This is a genomic window from Shewanella sp. 8A, assembly GCF_023475945.1.
Classification (GTDB): domain Bacteria; phylum Pseudomonadota; class Gammaproteobacteria; order Enterobacterales; family Shewanellaceae; genus Shewanella; species Shewanella xiamenensis.
The window spans coordinates 102,997-120,371 of the sequence record NZ_JAMDJP010000011.1; the positions used below are offsets into that span (position 1 = coordinate 102,997).

General features: G+C 46.9%; 17 protein-coding genes and 1 riboswitch. Of the genes, 3 read left to right on the forward strand and 14 right to left on the reverse strand.

The features are described from left to right. Nucleotides 1-746: 746 nt before the first annotated feature. Together M0413_RS10670 and M0413_RS10675 are read left to right on the forward strand one after the other, a co-directional pair. The gene (locus tag M0413_RS10670) at nt 747-1,532 is read left to right on the forward strand and encodes a 5'-methylthioadenosine/S-adenosylhomocysteine nucleosidase (protein WP_172591419.1); all 786 of its coding nucleotides are present in this window, start codon (nt 747-749) and stop codon (nt 1,530-1,532) included. A gap of 117 nt (nt 1,533-1,649) precedes the next feature. Next, on the forward strand, nt 1,650-2,918 hold the full coding sequence (locus tag M0413_RS10675) for a NupC/NupG family nucleoside CNT transporter (protein WP_172591599.1): 1,269 nt from the start codon (nt 1,650-1,652) through the stop codon (nt 2,916-2,918). A gap of 187 nt (nt 2,919-3,105) precedes the next feature. On the opposite strand, the gene M0413_RS10680 is transcribed toward M0413_RS10675, so the two are convergent. The 6 genes from M0413_RS10680 to M0413_RS10705 form a co-directional block, all read right to left on the reverse strand. Further along, nucleotides 3,106-3,489: an MAPEG family protein gene (locus M0413_RS10680; protein ID WP_011073500.1), complete on the reverse strand. Its 384-nt coding sequence runs from the start codon at nt 3,487-3,489 to the stop codon at nt 3,106-3,108. Between the two features lie 91 nt (nt 3,490-3,580). Continuing rightward, nucleotides 3,581-4,405, reverse strand: a complete 825-nt coding sequence (locus tag M0413_RS10685; RefSeq protein WP_249554094.1) for a cobalamin-binding protein — start codon at nt 4,403-4,405, stop codon at nt 3,581-3,583. 15 nt (nt 4,406-4,420) lie between these two features. Next, nucleotides 4,421-5,458: a T6SS phospholipase effector Tle1-like catalytic domain-containing protein gene (locus M0413_RS10690; RefSeq protein ID WP_172587402.1), complete on the reverse strand. Its 1,038-nt coding sequence runs from the start codon at nt 5,456-5,458 to the stop codon at nt 4,421-4,423. A gap of 592 nt (nt 5,459-6,050) precedes the next feature. Further along, nucleotides 6,051-6,965, reverse strand: coding sequence for a HEPN domain-containing protein (locus M0413_RS10695; RefSeq protein ID WP_240292415.1), 915 nt, complete (start codon nt 6,963-6,965; stop codon nt 6,051-6,053). An 87-nt stretch (nt 6,966-7,052) separates the two neighbouring features. Beyond that, complete coding sequence (locus M0413_RS10700) at nt 7,053-7,421, reverse strand: hypothetical protein (RefSeq protein ID WP_172589347.1); 369 nt, start codon at nt 7,419-7,421, stop codon at nt 7,053-7,055. 88 nt (nt 7,422-7,509) lie between these two features. Then, nucleotides 7,510-7,977 carry a hypothetical protein gene (locus tag M0413_RS10705; RefSeq protein ID WP_249554095.1) on the reverse strand — a complete coding sequence of 156 codons (468 nt, stop codon included), beginning with the start codon at nt 7,975-7,977 and terminating at the stop codon, nt 7,510-7,512. A gap of 792 nt (nt 7,978-8,769) precedes the next feature. On the opposite strand from M0413_RS10705, the gene M0413_RS10710 reads away from it, so the two are divergent. Continuing rightward, the gene (locus tag M0413_RS10710; RefSeq protein WP_240292419.1) at nt 8,770-8,994 is read left to right on the forward strand and encodes a hypothetical protein; all 225 of its coding nucleotides are present in this window, start codon (nt 8,770-8,772) and stop codon (nt 8,992-8,994) included. An 86-nt stretch (nt 8,995-9,080) separates the two neighbouring features. Here the strand turns inward: M0413_RS10710 and cobO are convergent, their stop codons facing one another. The 8 genes from cobO to M0413_RS10750 all read right to left on the reverse strand — a co-directional run bounded on the left by cobO (nt 9,081) and on the right by M0413_RS10750 (nt 17,364). After that, entirely contained in the window at nt 9,081-9,704 is a 624-nt protein-coding gene (gene cobO / locus M0413_RS10715; protein ID WP_069453400.1) for a cob(I)yrinic acid a,c-diamide adenosyltransferase, read from the reverse strand. A 15-nt stretch (nt 9,705-9,719) separates the two neighbouring features. Then, a complete protein-coding gene (locus M0413_RS10720; protein ID WP_413739952.1) occupies nt 9,720-11,339 on the reverse strand; it encodes a cobyric acid synthase in 1,620 nt (539 codons plus the stop codon). Nucleotides 11,340-11,465: 126 nt separating this feature from the next. Further along, complete coding sequence (gene cobU / locus M0413_RS10725; RefSeq protein ID WP_249554097.1) at nt 11,466-12,071, reverse strand: bifunctional adenosylcobinamide kinase/adenosylcobinamide-phosphate guanylyltransferase; 606 nt, start codon at nt 12,069-12,071, stop codon at nt 11,466-11,468. Then, the gene (locus M0413_RS10730; RefSeq protein ID WP_037414785.1) at nt 12,068-12,856 is read right to left on the reverse strand and encodes an adenosylcobinamide-GDP ribazoletransferase; all 789 of its coding nucleotides are present in this window, start codon (nt 12,854-12,856) and stop codon (nt 12,068-12,070) included. The genes cobU and M0413_RS10730 overlap by 4 nt, the downstream gene beginning before the upstream one ends. A 91-nt stretch (nt 12,857-12,947) precedes the next feature. Continuing rightward, a complete protein-coding gene (cobT, locus tag M0413_RS10735) occupies nt 12,948-14,000 on the reverse strand; it encodes a nicotinate-nucleotide--dimethylbenzimidazole phosphoribosyltransferase (protein WP_249554099.1) in 1,053 nt (350 codons plus the stop codon). 129 nt (nt 14,001-14,129) lie between these two features. Further along, the gene (locus M0413_RS10740; protein WP_069453401.1) at nt 14,130-15,269 is read right to left on the reverse strand and encodes a FecCD family ABC transporter permease; all 1,140 of its coding nucleotides are present in this window, start codon (nt 15,267-15,269) and stop codon (nt 14,130-14,132) included. Next, a complete protein-coding gene (locus M0413_RS10745) occupies nt 15,266-16,153 on the reverse strand; it encodes an ABC transporter ATP-binding protein (RefSeq protein WP_241406985.1) in 888 nt (295 codons plus the stop codon). The genes M0413_RS10740 and M0413_RS10745 overlap by 4 nt, the downstream gene beginning before the upstream one ends. A gap of 124 nt (nt 16,154-16,277) precedes the next feature. Then, nucleotides 16,278-16,466: riboswitch (cobalamin riboswitch) on the reverse strand. A gap of 175 nt (nt 16,467-16,641) precedes the next feature. After that, complete coding sequence (locus M0413_RS10750; RefSeq protein ID WP_249554101.1) at nt 16,642-17,364, reverse strand: histidine phosphatase family protein; 723 nt, start codon at nt 17,362-17,364, stop codon at nt 16,642-16,644. Nucleotides 17,365-17,375: the final 11 nt, after the last annotated feature.

Consider the following 17,375-nt stretch of genomic DNA (forward strand, 5'->3'; position numbering starts at 1 on the left):
CTCGCTGCGGTATTAGTCTTTACGTCAATAACCAAAGCTAAATAACCTGAGCTCGGGATAAGTAGAGCCGCTGAGTAGGCATCTTTTCGGGCCTCTTTGCGTTGCTCTGTCTAACCATGCTCGCTATGGCATACGATAGAGCGTCTTGATATGCGCAAAAATCTGCGCATTCAGTCAGAAAAAAGATTCTTCTTTTCAAAAAATCATTTATAGCATTGATTTGGTTTGTTAAATTTAGATTTTTCCGACACTCGTTATCCAGAGTTCAGGTTAGATATGTGAGGTCTTATCATACTGTCTTTAGGATATGCATTTTCCCCTTACTTATTAGCACTTTTTAAAAACAGGAAAAGTAGCTTTGCGCGGCATTTATAGCTCAATGATTGAGCCCCCTCCTCGATTTACCGTGGCGAATAGCACTATCAATTTTACTTAAAGGCTTAAAAACCACCCGTCACAAAATGTTCGACTGATTAAAGCTTACTCACTCGCGTAATTGACTAACCTAATATTCTGAAAACAGTTTTTTGAATTATTTAGTTTGTTAATTTATCGTTTTTTAGCCTTAAGACGCGTGCTAATGAATCTTCTTAAAAAACAACTGCAACGGCCTTTAATATCAAAATATGCTTATATTTCAATCGGCCCATCATCTTGGACATAACAATTTACTCACAGTCCCCTTGTTTGTTCCACAAAGTGAGGATTGCTAACATTCCCGCACCGCCCCTTTTTAAAACATCAATATGCAAAATCCCCAACAAGTGTTAGCCAGCAATACACTTTCCCCTATTTTGGTTCAAGGAGCGATGGACATTGAAGTTGAGACCTTAATTGCCGCTCTTGGCAAGGTCACTATCAACACATTTGGATCATGGACGTTCTGGGAGGGTGAACTGAGTGGCCACCCTGTCGTGGTCTCCCGCACTGAAATAGGTTTAGCAAACGCGGCGGCGGCGACCACACTGGCCATTGCCCACTATCGACCCAAACTAATCATCAATCAGGGCACCGCTGGCGGCCATGATCCTAAGCTGTATCGCGGTGATATCGTCATCGGTGAAACCAGTTTTAATATGGGTTCGTATCTCACCAAGTTAACCCCAAAGGGTCACGGGATTCATCCTACCCAATGGCAAAACTTCGATATGACCATGTACCTGCGTGAAAACGGCGAGGTGGTCAAGCATAACCACTTTAAAGCTGATCCAGCCTTAGTGAAGGTGGCATTATCCCAAGCACATCACTACACCAAGGGAAATGTAGTGAAGGGAATAATAGGTACTGGTGATGAATGGAATCGCGAGCTAGACCGTATCAATTGGCTCCACCATACCTTCGGCACCGCAGTCGAAGAAATGGAAACGTCCGCGGCGGCGTTAGTGGCAGAGGCTTATAAACTCCCCTTTGTCAGCATTCGCATATTGTCAAATACCGATCAACACAACCAGGACTTTGACCCGCAGACCGCAGTGGATTGCCAGCAATTTGTACTGAACATCATCCAACAACTGATAGGCACTACTAAATGAGTGACTAGGGCGGGATAAAGCCAACGCTAGCTTATCGCCCATCCACAGTGAGCTTGGCCTGCGCTTTTGCATCGCCAAGCCTGCGTTTGTTTCGCAATTCCAATGTAGATTAAATCCATGCAAATCTTAGTTAGCCTCTTAGGCATCATCACCTTACTTGCAGTGGCATACCTTGCCTCTGAAAACCGTAGAGCCATTAACTACCGTACTGTCGGCCTCGCCTTTTTACTGCAATTGGCCCTAGGGGCATTTGTGATGTACTCCGCGCTGGGGCAATCGATAATCTTCTCGATGGCTGCTGCCGTCTCCAACGTCATCAGCTACAGCAATGACGGCATGTCTTTTATGTTTGGCGGCCTTGTTAGCGATAAAATGTATGAGCTATTTGGCGCAGGCGGTTTTGTCATCGCTTTTAAGGTATTGCCAATTATTGTGTTTTTCTCAGCATTGTCGGCGGTGCTCTATTATCTGGGGATAATGCAACTGGTGGTCAAAGCCGTTGGCGGGGCGCTGCAAAAACTGCTCAACACCAGTAAGGCAGAATCCATGTCGGCCAGTGCCAACATCTTTTTAGGGGTAACTGAAGCGCCGCTACTCATTAAACCCTATATGCCGCGTATGACTCGCTCAGAGTTATTTGCGGTAATGTGCGGCGGTTTAGCCTCCATCGCGGGCACTATGCTCGCGGGCTACGCCCAATTAGGTATAAAGATGGAGTACCTGCTCGCGGCCTCGTTTATGGCGGCCCCTGGCGGCCTTCTGTTTGCTAAGCTTTTGATCCCACAAACAGAAACAATCAACGATGCGCATCTACAGCTCACAGAGGAAAATCAACCTCGCAATCTGCTTGATGCAGCCACCACAGGCACCATGAGCGGACTTTCCCTCGCCCTCGCGGTAGGCGCAATGTTGTTTTCGTTTATCAGTTTAGTTGCCTTATTCAATGGGATGCTCGGTGGTATTGGCGCTTGGTTTGGCCTCGAGGGCCTCACACTGCAACAGATCCTCGGCTACCTGTTTGCACCACTAGCTTGGTTAATGGGCGTCTCTTGGAGTGAAGCCATGCTGGCGGGCTCTTTTATTGGCCAAAAGATTGTGATCAATGAATTTTTTGCCTACATCAACTTAGCACCTTACCTGTCAGGTGACACCCTAGTCGCAACCACCGGGCAGCCAATGTCTGAGCGAACCCAAGTGATTTTATCTTTTGCGCTGTGTGGTTTTGCCAACATTGGTACTGTGGCCATCGCAATTGCCGGGATTGGCGGCCTAGTGCCAGAGCGCCGCTCCGAAATCGCCTCACTGGGCCTAAAGGCCTTGGCGGCAGGGGTTTTATCTAATCTTATGGCGGCGACTATCGCAGGATTATTCATGAGCTTAAGCTAACGCGGCCATCAATGCGGCGGCCCTAGCTACCGCATTGATGCCAAATGGCCTCGTGACCAAGGCTAGGGAGATAGAGGAAAATTGAGCACTTATCAACAAATGCTTGTCAACCAATCACTTTTAAGATGTTAACGCTGAGCTGTTAATGCTCTGCGGCGTCCAGTACTTATTTGTAAAATGGCGAGCATTAAAAAGCTTGAAAAAAGATCCCAAAGGCGCTGAAAATCGCCACAAACCAAGAGAGGGATCGTAAGGTGCCTTTATTCAATAGATATAAAATCTGATACGCAAAGCGAGCCACAATATGCACAATGGCTAACCATTCGGCCGTAGGTGTCACCTTGCCGGTTGCGATTACAGTCAGCACCGCCAAGCCAAATATCAGCAGTGATTCAAACGCATTTTGATGCCCCGCTAACGCCCGAGCACCAAATCCAGTTAACTGCGCCTGCTGGCTGCGAGGATGATGGTTATCATAACCACCCGCTTTGGCCATCGCCCAGGCCACAGGACCTTTGGCTAAGTACGGCAATAACATGGCGATAAACAAACAAGTCAGTAGTGTATTCATAGGATTTCCTTATTGCTTAGAACAATAAATGCATCTCAAACAGTGCGTTATAGCGCTTATAACAGTGAATTTACCAGCAAAAGGCGATTGATTAACGTGCCTTATCCAAGGCATCGCAAACGGCCTTTACACCAAGTAAAGCTCTAGGCGTCGCGCGGTGTAATAAATCGGCATTTAATTGATAAATATGCTGGTTTTTAACAGCAGGAATTTCGGTCCATTTACGCCAATCAATCCCTTTAACATTGCCTTCTTCTTCGCTTTGTAAAATCACCTCGGGCAAGGTTAGTAGCACATTCTCAAGACTCACCTGCGGATAATCACTCGCCGCATCATAAAAGACATTTTGCCCATGGCACACGCCAATAATCTGCTGGATCCAACTGTTTTTCGCAACCGTCATTAAGGGCGTCGACCACAACTGATAAAACACTTTAGGCTCAGATTTAGCGGCGTTTTCATTGCGGAGTCGAAGCAGCTCGCGGCGATAATCCGTTGCCACTTGATTAGCCTGCTCCACATGCCCCGTTAATTGGCCTAACTCTTCAATTTCTTTGGCAACATCTTCAAGCGTTTGTGGGGAACTGCTGTACAGTTTAAAACCTAAGCTTTTGAGTTGATTGATATCCTCGGCTTTATTGCCCGTATCCCACACCACAATTAGATCGGGATTAAGCTCTAATACGCGCTCAATCTGAATACCATAATAACCACCAATACTAGGGATTTTTTTCGCCGCTTCGGGATAATCCGCATAATCTGTGGCGGCCACAATCGCCTCTCCCGCACCAATGGCATAGAGCATTTCAACCGCGTGGGGAGACAACGCAATAATACGTTTTGCTGGCTCTGCCATAGTAGATATAGGTAACAGGGCAAGACTGACACCTAGGATAATAATGCGTCGAATTAACATGAAATTCCTTATGATTTAATCGATTAACTTTTCTGGCCAGCCATATTTTTCAAGGTAAGTCTGCAAGTTTTTAGGACGATACTGAGGATCTTGATCCCAACGCACCTTGACCGAATGATGCAACAATACCGGCGCAACATTCGGGTCAAGCGGCCGCAAATACGGCTGCTTAATCCGATAAAAACTACGGCGTGAATCGTGCAGCGTCGCCAAGGGATTAGGGTGTAAACTGGCCGTTAAATGTGGCTCGAGACTTAAATTAAACCGCTCAGCCTCAGCGATCATCCACGAAAGGGCATTATCCGACAATAAAGAGCCATCTTTATCCGGCTGATAACTGCCGCCAATATTGCTATGGGCCCCCGCAAACCACACTTGCTGCATATCCATATTGTCGCGCAATTGCCAGATAGTGGGCTCAAAGTCGCTGCGATGCTCGTCTATCGCCAAGGCATGGCGGGCAACCCGCACATTGCGACCGATTTTAGTGTCGTAAAACTCATCTTTATCTTCAAATAAGCCGAGGAAGGAAATCGGGATCCCCATGGCGCCTACCGTATCCCACACCCCAACAAACTTAATCTCCCGTGATTCGTGGCTGTGCTTTTGTCTAAACTCAACGGATTTATCGCCGCTTGGAGCAAAGGGCGCGCTGCTTTTTTTATAGTGGTCAAAGGCTTGTTGGATAAGCCTAGCATCGGGGCGCTTAAGAATACCGCAGTTATTGATAAGGCCACACAGGCAACGCACTGTGTATGCGCCTCGGCTAAAGCCAAAGAGATAAATCTCATCGCCAGGGGAGTAGTTCTGCACGATATAGCGGTAACCATCCATGATATTTTTATGCAGCCCACGCCCTGTCGCGCCGCCAATCACTTCATCGTAATAGGAGCCCACACCCCAATCGTAAAACACTTGCTGAGGTTTACCATCGCCCGCCATCGGGCTAATGGCCCGCGCCAGACGCAGCACATTGGTGGGAAAATCCACCTTAAGGTCTTTCTCGGGTCGATTCCAAGTACCGTCAGCACAAATCACAATACGTTTATTCATCGCATCATCCTTGAGGCACTGATGCCCAATCTCGATGGTAAAAAGCTGTCGATACAGACGCTAACGGGTTTTACCAAGGGATCACCGCCTCGATAGCCTTGTTTACGGGCGATGTAAGACGGAAAAACTGACCTTGCTTTACATGCTCACGTCGCAGCAAAAAACCTATACTGACATAAAACCCTCAGCTAACAAATTGGAACAATAAAATGCAGCGACAGTTTGCATGTGCAACCTTCATACGAAAGCAAGATTAATGCAGCCTTTAACAAGGTATTGGACAAAAGCGATTAATCTTTTTATCTATTTATGGAGTTTATTGTCATTGTTTCCCCAGTGACTCGCCGTGAATATATCCCTATAGGCTCGACGGCGACATCCATGTCGCCAACGGTCACTGGTGCCCCAATGCCAATTTTAACTACCCATTTGCGATATGTACGTTAAAAGCAAATGGACAAAAGCGTGTCAGCACGTCGACTGTATCAGGTGAATTTCGGATAAAAATTTCTATGGGTTAACGTTGGTTAAGGGGCGGGCTTTAGCCCGTCCCAGCGAGCACAGCGAGCGATTTGAACCAGTTGTTAGGCATTTATAATTGTCCATCAAGAAGTTCGATTAATAGCTTTTCTTCGCTTGGAAGCTCGCCGCGATTAGCTATGGCTTTAGCGCATTTCACCATAATTTGCCACGCTTCTAGCCATTCATCCCGGCTTATAGACTTGGATGCGCCGTGAGCGATTTTGCTTCGTGTTCCGTACGCTAATTTAACCTTTCGGTGAAAACTACTGCGCTGAGAGTTTTCTACACAGAGTACAGAAAGATAAAGCGCTATTCTGAACGAAACTTCGGTACTTACTGTGGGAAATAAACTCTCAATGCCTGTCCAAGCATGCAGAATGGATTGCTCAATAGAGCCAAGGAGTGGTGATGACTTAAATGCTCCAGAAAATGCTCCAATTGATGGGCTGCGAGTGGCAATATGTCCCCATTTAGAAGCAAATAATGCGGCGTCCTCGACTTGTTGAGATGACAGAGTTAACGCTTCCTGAGTGACCGAGCATTGTAGAGAAAGCTCGTGGGGCCAAGCCTCCAACTGAGCTGTCGCAGATGAAAAATTACTCGCAATTTTTGGTTCTATGCCATGGCCAATTACTGAGTCTCTTTCATTTATTCCTGAATAGTCATTGATGGATTCTGTTGCGAAAAATGGACAAATAAATGGTGATACCCCAGAGGCATATAGTCCAATCCGAAAATTCTCAAACATTTGCACTGCTTCTTCTGGAGTTTTTGCACCGGAAACAGCTAGCTCGCAATTGCAAGAGCCTAAAAGAACATCCATTAATTGGTATGGCAGGTGCAGTTTGTGTTTGATGGAAAGTGTTGCTAAATCAAAAATGCTAGTACTCCACCTGCGTGGTGCTAGCCGATAGTTACCTACAGCAAATTCCTCTACAAATTTCGGCTGTAGAAAAAGCAATGGAAAGAAGTAATGGTTCAGCATTTTGTAGAGGCCTAACGCAAAGCTTTGGGGCGGCTGGAGCGCAGCGTAAGCCGTCCCAGCCACGATAGTGGCGACAACAGCGCCTTGTTATGTTGACAAAACACGAATGCATTCCTTATAAGCGGAAATTGTGTTCTCAACAAACAGGATGACTTTGACTACATTTCCGTTGTTTAGAACACAACTTACCTCAATTTTATCTTCGATGATTTCAGCCCTAGCTACTGCATCATCAGTTGTGGGACCAAGATTAAAAAATGTATATCCGCTGGCAACTTCGCCTTTCTCAATATTTGCCAACTCACGTCTCAGAGCGTTTACAAATGCAGGCAAATACGCGGTATTGTCAAAGTAAGTGATCAAAACAGAGCCTAACCAAATATCCACGCTCTGCATCGTTGGAGATTGCTTTTCTCCAATTGAAAAAGCCAATTCACTTCGTAAACCTATGTCCATATCTTCCTTGAAACATAACGTTGAGCACATGGGCGCCGCGTAGCGGCGTCCCAGCAGGCCATTTATGGCATGCGAATGGTGCGAATTGTTATGTGTTTTGGTACTCTTTAACAGCAAAGTATTCTTTACTATCTGATGCCCAAATCACAACTCTGTACAAGTCGTTCGCAGGCTCCCATTCAGCAACAATAGAATTTATACCTTTTGCCATTGCTAACGCCGCATAATTTCCTAGTTTCACTTCTAACCTTGTAGCATCTTCAATTGCGTCAGTGCAACCCATGACAATGCACCTTCCTGATGGCAGTGAAATGTAGCCCTTACTGATATAATCCCATTCGTCCAAATTTATCTCTGGCTCAGCATCTACGACCTCAACAATCACATCGACATCTACATTTCGCATTGTTCCCACTGCTAGCGCGTGAGGCGTCATACCAAGTTTTATATCTAACGCTTTATCGGTCCAGATCTCTGAAGTATCGTCAATTTCTGCGTCATCCATCAAATAGAACTGAAAATAATCTGCAAATATGGAAAATTTATTCAATTGCATTACAGACCCTCATGAAACACATAGCGCTGAGCACAGGGGCAGTTTGTAAGTGGTGGCTTTGCGGATTACTTTTGCGTAGCAAAACCGCAAAGACGCGACTTACAAACTGTCCAGCACGCGAAGCGTGCGAACCTGCTGCGATTTGTTATAAATGCACGAAATGAATTTACTAAGAATACAAATGCTATTCCGTTGCACCCGTTTAAATTACTGCTGCCGATGATGGCAACGACCTTTCTTATTAGCAACCCACAATGCGAAGTGGGTTGTTACAAAACTTCCTAACGGCACCGGAACAACGCTACGGGCTTTTGAAAGTTAGCACATAATTCAAAAGTAAATACCGCAATCTATCCGAAGCTAACGTTTAACCTTTAAACATTTATAACATTTTATTAGTGCGCATGCGCGTTTACCTCATTAGACCAGTAAAAACGCACATCATTAACTGCTTGTATTGCAAAGAACTTATCAGCTTTTTATCTAATACACCATCCGGAAAAACGCGCATGCGCGTTTTCCAAACCTATTAACTAATTTTGGGAAAGCTTATGCGGATGATTTTTAAGGGTTTTATAAATTTTAGGCTGGATAAACGCGCAAACTAATGAGTTTAAAAACACTCAAAAGCATCTAAATTTAAATACGACTTTATACCCATATATTATTAGTCGCTTTACGGTAGGGCCAAACATTGGGTAAATAGATGAGATTTTGCAGGGCAATTAATTCGTTATTTTTCAATTCACTAAATGAATGCTAGCCAGCTTTGGGACAAAAGCTTTTAGCCAGATGAACAGTTCAATGGTCATTAAAATTGCCATTGTTGCAACAGTGACCGATGGCGGCATGGATGCCGTCGTCGAGCCTATAGGGATATATTCACGGCGTGTCACTGGGGAAACAGTGGCAATGCATATATCGCAATATCCGATTCAGCCGACTTGTTTTGGGGCAAAAGCTTTTAGCCTGATGAACCGTTCAATAGTCGTTAAGATGGCATTGTTGCAACAGTGACCGTTGGCGGCATGGCCGCCATTTTATCACTGTCCAATGTGGATATAAAAAACATCGCTTTATGGCTATAGCGACACACGCTCTGCTTAATAATCAAATCCAGGCTGTGCTTTTATTCCGGCCTCAAAGGCATGTTTAATGGGTTGCACTTCACTCACGGTATCAGCAAGCTCGATAATCGCTCGGTGGCAGGCGCGGCCAGTGATAATCACATGCTGCATGGGTGGACGGTTTTTAAGTGCAGTCAGTACCCGTTCGACATCAAGATAGTGATAACTCACCATATAGGTCAGCTCATCGAGCATCACGCAATCAATGCTCTCGTCTTGCAGTAAAGCTTCAGCTGCTTCCCAAGCGACCAGGGCGGCTGCGGTATCCTTTTCTTTATCTTGGGTTTCCCAAGTAAAGCCGGTGCCCATCACATGAAAACTGACGCCAGCGCCTTCAAGTAGATTACGCTCGCCGCATTCCCAAGTGCCCTTGATAAATTGCACTACGGCGGCTTTTTTGCCATGACCAACGGCGCGGGCAACCGTGCCAAAACCTGAGGTCGACTTACCTTTGCCATTGCCCGTTAAGACTAACAAAATGCCTTTTTCATCCTGAGCGGCGGCAATTTTTGCATCGACTCCCGCTTTGAGTTTTTGTTGGCGCGCCTTGTGGCGTTCAGCCTTTAATTGTTCTTGGTTATTATCGTTTGCTGTTGTCATGGTTTGGTATTCATCCTACGGCTTAACTGATGCGGTTAAGATTGCCTGTAATTGTGGTAAATCTAGATGTTCGGCTAGCACATCAGCCAAACGATTCAACTGTTGTTCGCGAATTTCATTGATATCAATTGCTTGTGCGTCTTCTAATCCCGCCCAGCGCAGAATTAACTGGCACGCCTCAGGGATGTCGAATAGCCCGTGTAAATAAGTGCCTAATACTTGCCCGTCCTCACTTAAGCAGCCGTCAGCAAAAGACTTTTCCGACTGTTCATCGAGCTCATTGATCAAGCGTAATGGTGCACCCTTGGCGGCATCACTGGAGGTGAGATAGTGGGACTCACCGCAGTGGATCTCATAACCTTTGACCACCACAGTCTGCCCTAACAATGTCAACTCACCTGCGACGCTACGTAACTGTTTTTCGGCTTTAAATTCGGTGGTTATGGGTAAATAACCCAACCCTTGGCTAGTCCCGAGCACATCTTCTATCCCTAACGGATCGGCAATGCGCCCACCCAGCATTTGATAACCACCGCAAATTCCCAGCACTTTACCGCCGTAGCGTAAATGCTTAGCAATTTGCTTATCCCAGCCTTGCTCCCGCAAAAAAGCCAGATCGGCTCGGACATTCTTACTGCCGGGTAAAATCAGTAGATCGGCGGCGATCTCCGGCGTCTGAGCTAAGGCTTGCGTCTGGAGTGATACATAATCAAAATCAATATCGGGATGCAGCCTGAGGGGATCAAAATCCGTGTGATTACTGGTGCGCGGATACACTAGCACTCGCACCTTAAAACAACTCTTGGCCTGCTTAGTTGGCGAGTCAGTGAGCGCATCCTCGGCGTCTAAGTGCAAATCATGCAAATAGGGCAGCACACCTATTACTGGCTTTTGCGTATACGCCTCAAGCCAATCAATACCAGGCTGCAACAGGCTGATATCGCCGCGAAAGCGATTGATCACAAACCCCTTTACCCGCGCCTGTTCTGACTCGGATAACAACGCCAAGGTCCCGACCAAATGGGCAAAGACGCCGCCTTTATCGATATCGGCAATAATAATCACGGGGCAATCAACCGCTTCAGCAAAACCCATATTGGCAATATCCCCTGCACGCAGGTTGATTTCAGCCGGGCTCCCCGCCCCTTCAACCACTATGGTGTGATATTGCTGACCTAGGCGTTCAAAGGAGTCCAGCACAGCATTAAGGGCCATGGCTTTATAATCTTTCGATTTTTCTCCAAAAAAAGCCGAGGCTTCGAGTGTCGTTAACGCTTTACCCTGGACAATAATTTGGGCGCCCGTATCTGAACTGGGTTTGAGTAAAATCGGATTAAAATCAGTATGTGGCGCTAAATAACAGGCCGCGGCTTGCAGCGCCTGTGCGCGGCCAATCTCACCACCATCAACAGTCACAGCACTATTAAGCGCCATATTCTGTGGTTTAAAAGGCGCGACGTTGACACCCTGACGGACTAGCAATCGGCAAATTCCCGCCACCAACGTACTTTTACCCGCATCTGAGGTTGTCCCCTGCACCATTAATACTTTGGCGCCTTGGGACGATGTTTTAGGCAAACTAGCGGTTGACGTTTGATTGGTTGCCGTGGGATCAGCAACGTTATGTGAATGCATGGGCAAGGACATCACTCAATAGAGGAAATAAGATAAAAGGCGCTTCTTTTTATACGAACTAAATGCAAAAGCGGCTCAAAATAACATTCACAACTTGATTTAAATGCACCAGCTCATTTAAGTGCGCTAACTCGATTTAAGCGTCAGCGGTAAACCCGCCACTACTAAGGTCACATTATCCGCAACCGCAGCAACATCTTGGTTTAACCAGCCAGCTTCATCCACAAATTGGCGACTCAGTTCCCCCAAGGGCACAATGCCTGAGCCTACTTCATTACTGATTAAAATCACCACACCTTCAAGTGTATTTAACGCACTGACAAAATCCGTTTTTGCCTGCCGCCAGTGGGCTAACACATCGTGTTGAGATGATGTCGCAACCGCTAGGGCAAAATCTGATTCGGTCGAAGCTGGCTCAGCCTGTGGGTGGACAGCAAGTAATTGATTGGTTAACCAAAGCGTTAAGCAATCCACCATGATCACCCGCCCCGGCTTAGCTAAATGCTTAAGCTTGGCGGTTAATGCCAAGGGTTCTTCAATCAACTGCCAGTCGATATCGTCCTTGGCTCGGCCATCTTGATGTAAACGGATCCGACTGGCCATTTCAGCATCGAGTGCCTGCGCGGTTGCGACGTAGCAGGCATCGAATCCTAAAGCCGTATACTGGCGTACTAAGGTTTCACCGTAACGGCTCTTACCGCTACGAGCGCCGCCCAGCACTAAATGGATCACAGAATGCTACCTACAACGAGCAGCACGAAGTAACACACAATTTCACAAATTTGCTGCGCAGCGCCTAAGGTATCGCCTGTATAGCCGCCAATTTGACGTCTAAAGATCACCACGATCAAACGGCGCAATCCGATCATAATCAACAACAGTGACAGTGCAGCAATCCCCTTTAACACCAACAGCACTAACACACCACTGGCGATCAAAATAAACAGTTCATTAATGCCTTGGTGCTGCGCTAACGGCTTAGATTTACTGGACTCATCGTCGCGCACATATTTTTCGGTGAAAATAAGGCTCGCAGCCACGACTCGACTCACAGTATGGGCGACAATCATCGCCGAACCAGCAACCACAGGGTCATAAAGCGCTAATTCAACCAATAATTGCCATTTAAGCATCAAGACAATAATCAAGGCCAAGGCACCATAACTACCAAGGCGCGAATCCTTCATAATGCGCAGCTTGTCTTCGGCCGTCCAACCGCCACCAAACCCATCGAAGGTATCGGCTAACCCATCTTCGTGGAAACCGCCCGTTAACAGCACGCCCGTTAACATCGACAGCAATACCGACACCCCAGCGGGTAACCAATTTTGGGTCAGCCAAAAAACGATGGCGCTTAACAGTCCCACGAGTAAACCCACTAAGCCAAAGTAACGGCTGGCTTTATTGAGTTTATCGGCATCGACTTCGACCCATTTGGGCATAGGAATACGGGTAAAATAGCCCATGGCCACAAAAAATAAATCTATCTCTTTGTGCCAGCTTTCGCGTTCTGACATAAAGCATCCTTAGTGAATACACACTTGCTGCAGGGTTTAAAGTTAAAACGATTGGCTAAACGTTATTATTTTAAATAAGTTAGCAGGCACATCATACAACAGCCTCAATCCCTGCATCACTAAAACTCGCCATTTGATTGTAAAAATTTACTGCGGCTTGAATTAACGGCAATGCTAAGGCTGCGCCCGTACCTTCACCTAATCTAAGCCCCAAAGATAACAAGGGTTTAGCTTGTAAATATTCCAACATACGTTGATGGCCTTGCTCCTCGGAGCAATGGGCGAAAATCAGATAATCCCGTACATTAGCATTGATCGTCACCGCCACTAATGCGGCGGCTGTCGCAATAAAACCATCCACAACCACCAACATCTTGCGCTCAGCAGCAGCCAGCATGGCGCCAGTCATTTGCACAATTTCAAACCCGCCAAGACAAGCAAGCACCTGTTTTGGCCCACTAAGCGCACTTTGATGCGATAGCAACGCCAGTTCTACCAAGGTTAACTTACGCGCTAAAGTGTCGCTATTAATGCCTGTACCGCGCCCCACACAGTCAGCTACATCTAATTGCATAATCGCCGCCATAATTGCCGCGGCAGAGGACGTGTTGCCAATCCCCATTTCACCAAACGCAACCAGATTACAGCCTGCTTGATGGTGACGCTCAATAAGCTCCCGCGCCATATCAAAGCCCTTATCCACACTCGTTAAAGGCATGGCGGGTTCCAAATGAATAGCAGCAGTACCCGCGCCAAGACGTTGATCGATAATCCCTTCTAGCCCCTCAACGGGTGTCAAAATACCGCAATCGATCACTTCAAGCGTAAAATCTAATTGGCGACAAAACACATTAATGGCCGCGCCGCCGTGGGCAAAGTTTTGCACCATTTGGTGGGTGACTTCACTTGGGGCAATCGAAACCCCTTCAGCGGCAATGCCGTGATCCCCTGCAAACACCAACATGGTCGGTTTGACTATCTGCAATTGTTGTGGCCCTTGAATGCGAGCAATTTGTAATGCTAAGGATTCGAGTTGCCCCAAGGCACCTGGCGGCTTGGTTTTAAGATCGATTTTTTGTTGAATAACCTGATCCTGCGCTTTACTCACAGGCTCGATTTGAAATGACAGGCTTGATTGAGACATTCACACTCCAGTGACTAATTCGATTTCAATAACTCGTTCGATAACAACAACTACGACGCATACAGCGGCTATTTTCCATACGCACTTAGTACTAAATTAGCTAATCCTCTGCGAAAAACGCGAGTTCGATTAGTTGCGCCGACGCAAAATCAGCAAAAAGAAAAAACTACCTATCGAGGCGGTGATAATCCCAACGGGCAGTTCTTGATTTCCCAGTAAACATCTCGCGAGCACATCAATCCACACCATAAACAAGCCGCCAACTAACGCGGTGAGCAAAATGGGCTGACGCCCGGGAAATAACAAGCGCACCGTATGGGGGATCATTAATCCAACAAAACCTATGCCACCACAGGTCGCCACTAAAACGGCGGTAATTAGCGAGCAGAGCAATAACATATTGAGGCGTAATTTAGGTACATTCACCCCTAAGGTGTGGGCCGTTTCATCCCCCGCCTGCAGGGCCATAATCTGCCGCTTCCAACCGAGGATGATAAAAAAACTCACCAATACAACGATGGATGGCAAAATTAAGAGCGGCCAACTGGCCTTAGCAAAACTGCCCAAACTCCAAAAAAGCACTGATGCCGTGGCCTGCGGGCTGGCAAAATACAACAGCAAGCTGGTTAATGCGCCAAACATAAACGATGTTGCCACCCCAGAGAGCAGCATGCGCTCAACTTGGCTGTTGAGCCCAAGCCCTGACAAGGCGAGAACAATAAGAACGGATAAACTGGCACCAATAAAAGCGCCGAAAGGCAAACTAAACCACAGGAGCCCAGCAAACATTCCCGAGCCACTAAAAATCCCCGAATTGGCAATAACGCCCGCATTACCGAATAGACCGGAGCCAGTAAACAAGGTCAGCATCACCACAGCGCCAAAGGAGGCTCCTGAACTAATGCCAAATAAATAAGGGTCAGCAAGCGGATTGCGCGTTACGGTTTGCAGCACACTGCCCGCTAAAGACAGCCCCGCCCCCGCCACAAACGCGAGCAATATCCGTGGCAACCTTAATTCCATCACAATCCGCTCCGTCATCGAGGCGGCAGTTGACGCATCGTCGTTGGCGAAAAATTGATTGAATAATTTAATAAACACATGCAGCACATCTAAAAAGCTGATATTTGCCGCGCCAAAACTGGCGGCCGCAATCGGGGTCAGCAGAGCAAAACCCACCAAGCCAAGAATCAGCCATTGCTGGCGGGTTAATGGCGTTAAAATATGGGTTAAAAGATTCATCATTATCAGCTTAAACGTGTCAATCATGGCGTGTTTATCTCCCCGTTGATGTTATGGGGAGCGGATACAACCACATCATCCGTCGGTGATTTTTGATAACCATAAAAGTAATTAATTAAAGGATTGGCATGTTGTGGATGGGGCATCACTTGGGCGCAAACACCAAAAACTTGGGCAATGCGCTCCTCTGTTAATACCTCACTCGGCGTGCCCATGGCGCTCACTTGCCCCTTATCCAGTAGCAGCAAACTATCACACAGGGCACTTGCTAAATTCAGATCATGAATAGAGGCAATGACACTAATGCCAAGGCTTCGAACCAACTCCAAAATTTGTATTTGATAGCGCACATCGAGGTGGTTTGTGGGTTCATCTAAAATCAGTAACTGAGGTTGTTGCACGATAGCGCGTGCAATCAGTGCCCGTTGTTTCTCGCCGCCAGAGAGCCGTTCATATTGCTGATAGCGCTTATGGCTAAGACCTACCTTTTCAAGCGCCTTGATAATTTTTTCACTATCACCGCTGGAATTAGTATCAAACATTCCTTTGTGGGGCGTGAGCCCCATAGCAACGAGTTGCTCTGTGGTCATATCAAAATAGTGCGGCGTATCCTGCTGCACCACAGCTACTTTACAGGCAAATGCCTTGGGCGAAAGCTCGTTAATGTCCTGCGAAAACAAACTGATTTGCCCCAGAGTTGGGCGAATAAAACGATATATACAACGCAGTAAACTGGATTTACCCGCACCGTTAGGGCCGATTAATCCCAGCATTTCACCGCGTTGTAGGGCAAAGTTAATCCCTGAAAGAATGGTTTTGCCTTCGATGGTCCAACTTAATTGGCTGACATTGAGTGCCACATTAGTTAGCACCGCCGAAGATTGCACATCTGTTGACGTGGAAGGCTTCATTAAAAGCTGCTCCCACAGGCATATTTTGTACCCAAACCCAGTAGCACCATGGGCCACAGGGCGAAACGTATCAATATCATTTTCTGCTCCCTCGAGTCACCCGCTCGAGAACTAAGGCTGCACGCAGCGAAAACAGAAATAGGCAGGTCTCCTGACTTGTAGCAAAGAAGATTCTAGGTTCTAGATTCTAGGCACTTCTTTTAACTACTCACAGTTGCGGGTACAGTTCGGGCTGGCTGACGGGCAGCACCCCGATTCCCTATTATGTTTGGGTTGATTCGGCGTTTATAACGACTATTGCCTTAAGCTAATAGCGCAGGATAAAGCGAAATTCCCAACACCTATTTCTGCGACATTTAAACTTAGCGAACACAATGCGCTATCTGGCTCAAACGTCAGGGAAAAGCATTATCCTATATCTTGCTCATTAGGCAATGCAGTTTAAATCAGAAAATGTTCATCATCCCATTTAGCATGAGATTTCAATCTCAATCACCATGGCTCGATGGCCAGTCTAAGCGCCAGTATCGAGTCCCATGTTTATCTTCGAGTACATTAATCGTCACCACCGCGGCAACCGGTAAAGTCAGTTGACTGTAAAACCCTACCGTTCTCACCGCCCCCAATGCTCTTGCCATTAAATGACGGATCACTCCGCCGTGGGTCAGAACCCAAATATTGGCTGTGGGTACATTGGCATTACACTCGCCGTGGGCCTGTTCATCATCCAACGCCAGCTGGGCAAACTCTTTATTGAGGATCTGCTCTATTGCGCCATCGATACGAGCCTCAAAACTTGCCATCGTTTCACCATTGGGCGGCGATACGGCCCAAGGATCTTGCCAATAGGCCGCCATGCGCTCGCCATCCTGTTGATATAACTCATCGAGCAAGCGACCATCCCAATCGCCAAAATCCATTTCTTGTAGATCCTCCAGCAGGTTGACCTCAAGCGACGAAGGCGTTGGCGCAGCTAAATGTGAACTCTCAGACAAGCTGGAATGCGGCTCCAGCGCCAACTCCTTGGCAAATTCAGCGCAGCGCCTTGAGGTGGAGCTGTAAATACCGTGGCATTCTCTGGCCTGCAAAGCGACTGCTGCCAACATCTGCCGCCAGCCCTTCTCGCTCAGTGGAACATCGACTCTGCCACGTAAAATGGCCCCGCCCTCGCATTCCCCATGGCGTAACAGTAATAAGCGAACTTGTTTCATATATGCCTTTT

Bases quoted from the DNA above. Each gene is read 5' to 3' on its own strand.
- M0413_RS10675 (WP_172591599.1), top strand. From the start codon at position 1,650: ATGCAAATCTTAGTTAGCCTCTTAGGCATCATCACCTTACTTGCAGTG.
- M0413_RS10705 (WP_249554095.1), bottom strand. From the start codon at position 7,977: ATGCAATTGAATAAATTTTCCATATTTGCAGATTATTTTCAGTTCTAT.
- M0413_RS10685 (WP_249554094.1), bottom strand. From the start codon at position 4,405: ATGTTAATTCGACGCATTATTATCCTAGGTGTCAGTCTTGCCCTGTTA.
- M0413_RS10730 (WP_037414785.1), bottom strand. From the start codon at position 12,856: ATGTCAGAACGCGAAAGCTGGCACAAAGAGATAGATTTATTTTTTGTG.
- M0413_RS10670 (WP_172591419.1), top strand. From the start codon at position 747: ATGCAAAATCCCCAACAAGTGTTAGCCAGCAATACACTTTCCCCTATT.
- M0413_RS10720 (WP_413739952.1), bottom strand. From the start codon at position 11,339: ATGCATTCACATAACGTTGCTGATCCCACGGCAACCAATCAAACGTCA.
- M0413_RS10740 (WP_069453401.1), bottom strand. From the start codon at position 15,269: ATGATTGACACGTTTAAGCTGATAATGATGAATCTTTTAACCCATATT.
- M0413_RS10695 (WP_240292415.1), bottom strand. From the start codon at position 6,965: ATGCTGAACCATTACTTCTTTCCATTGCTTTTTCTACAGCCGAAATTT.
- M0413_RS10690 (WP_172587402.1), bottom strand. From the start codon at position 5,458: ATGAATAAACGTATTGTGATTTGTGCTGACGGTACTTGGAATCGACCC.
- M0413_RS10745 (WP_241406985.1), bottom strand. From the start codon at position 16,153: ATGAAGCCTTCCACGTCAACAGATGTGCAATCTTCGGCGGTGCTAACT.
- cobT (WP_249554099.1), bottom strand. From the start codon at position 14,000: ATGTCTCAATCAAGCCTGTCATTTCAAATCGAGCCTGTGAGTAAAGCG.
- M0413_RS10700 (WP_172589347.1), bottom strand. From the start codon at position 7,421: ATGGACATAGGTTTACGAAGTGAATTGGCTTTTTCAATTGGAGAAAAG.
- M0413_RS10750 (WP_249554101.1), bottom strand. From the start codon at position 17,364: ATGAAACAAGTTCGCTTATTACTGTTACGCCATGGGGAATGCGAGGGC.
- M0413_RS10680 (WP_011073500.1), bottom strand. From the start codon at position 3,489: ATGAATACACTACTGACTTGTTTGTTTATCGCCATGTTATTGCCGTAC.
- M0413_RS10710 (WP_240292419.1), top strand. From the start codon at position 8,770: ATGAACAGTTCAATGGTCATTAAAATTGCCATTGTTGCAACAGTGACC.
- cobO (WP_069453400.1), bottom strand. From the start codon at position 9,704: ATGACAACAGCAAACGATAATAACCAAGAACAATTAAAGGCTGAACGC.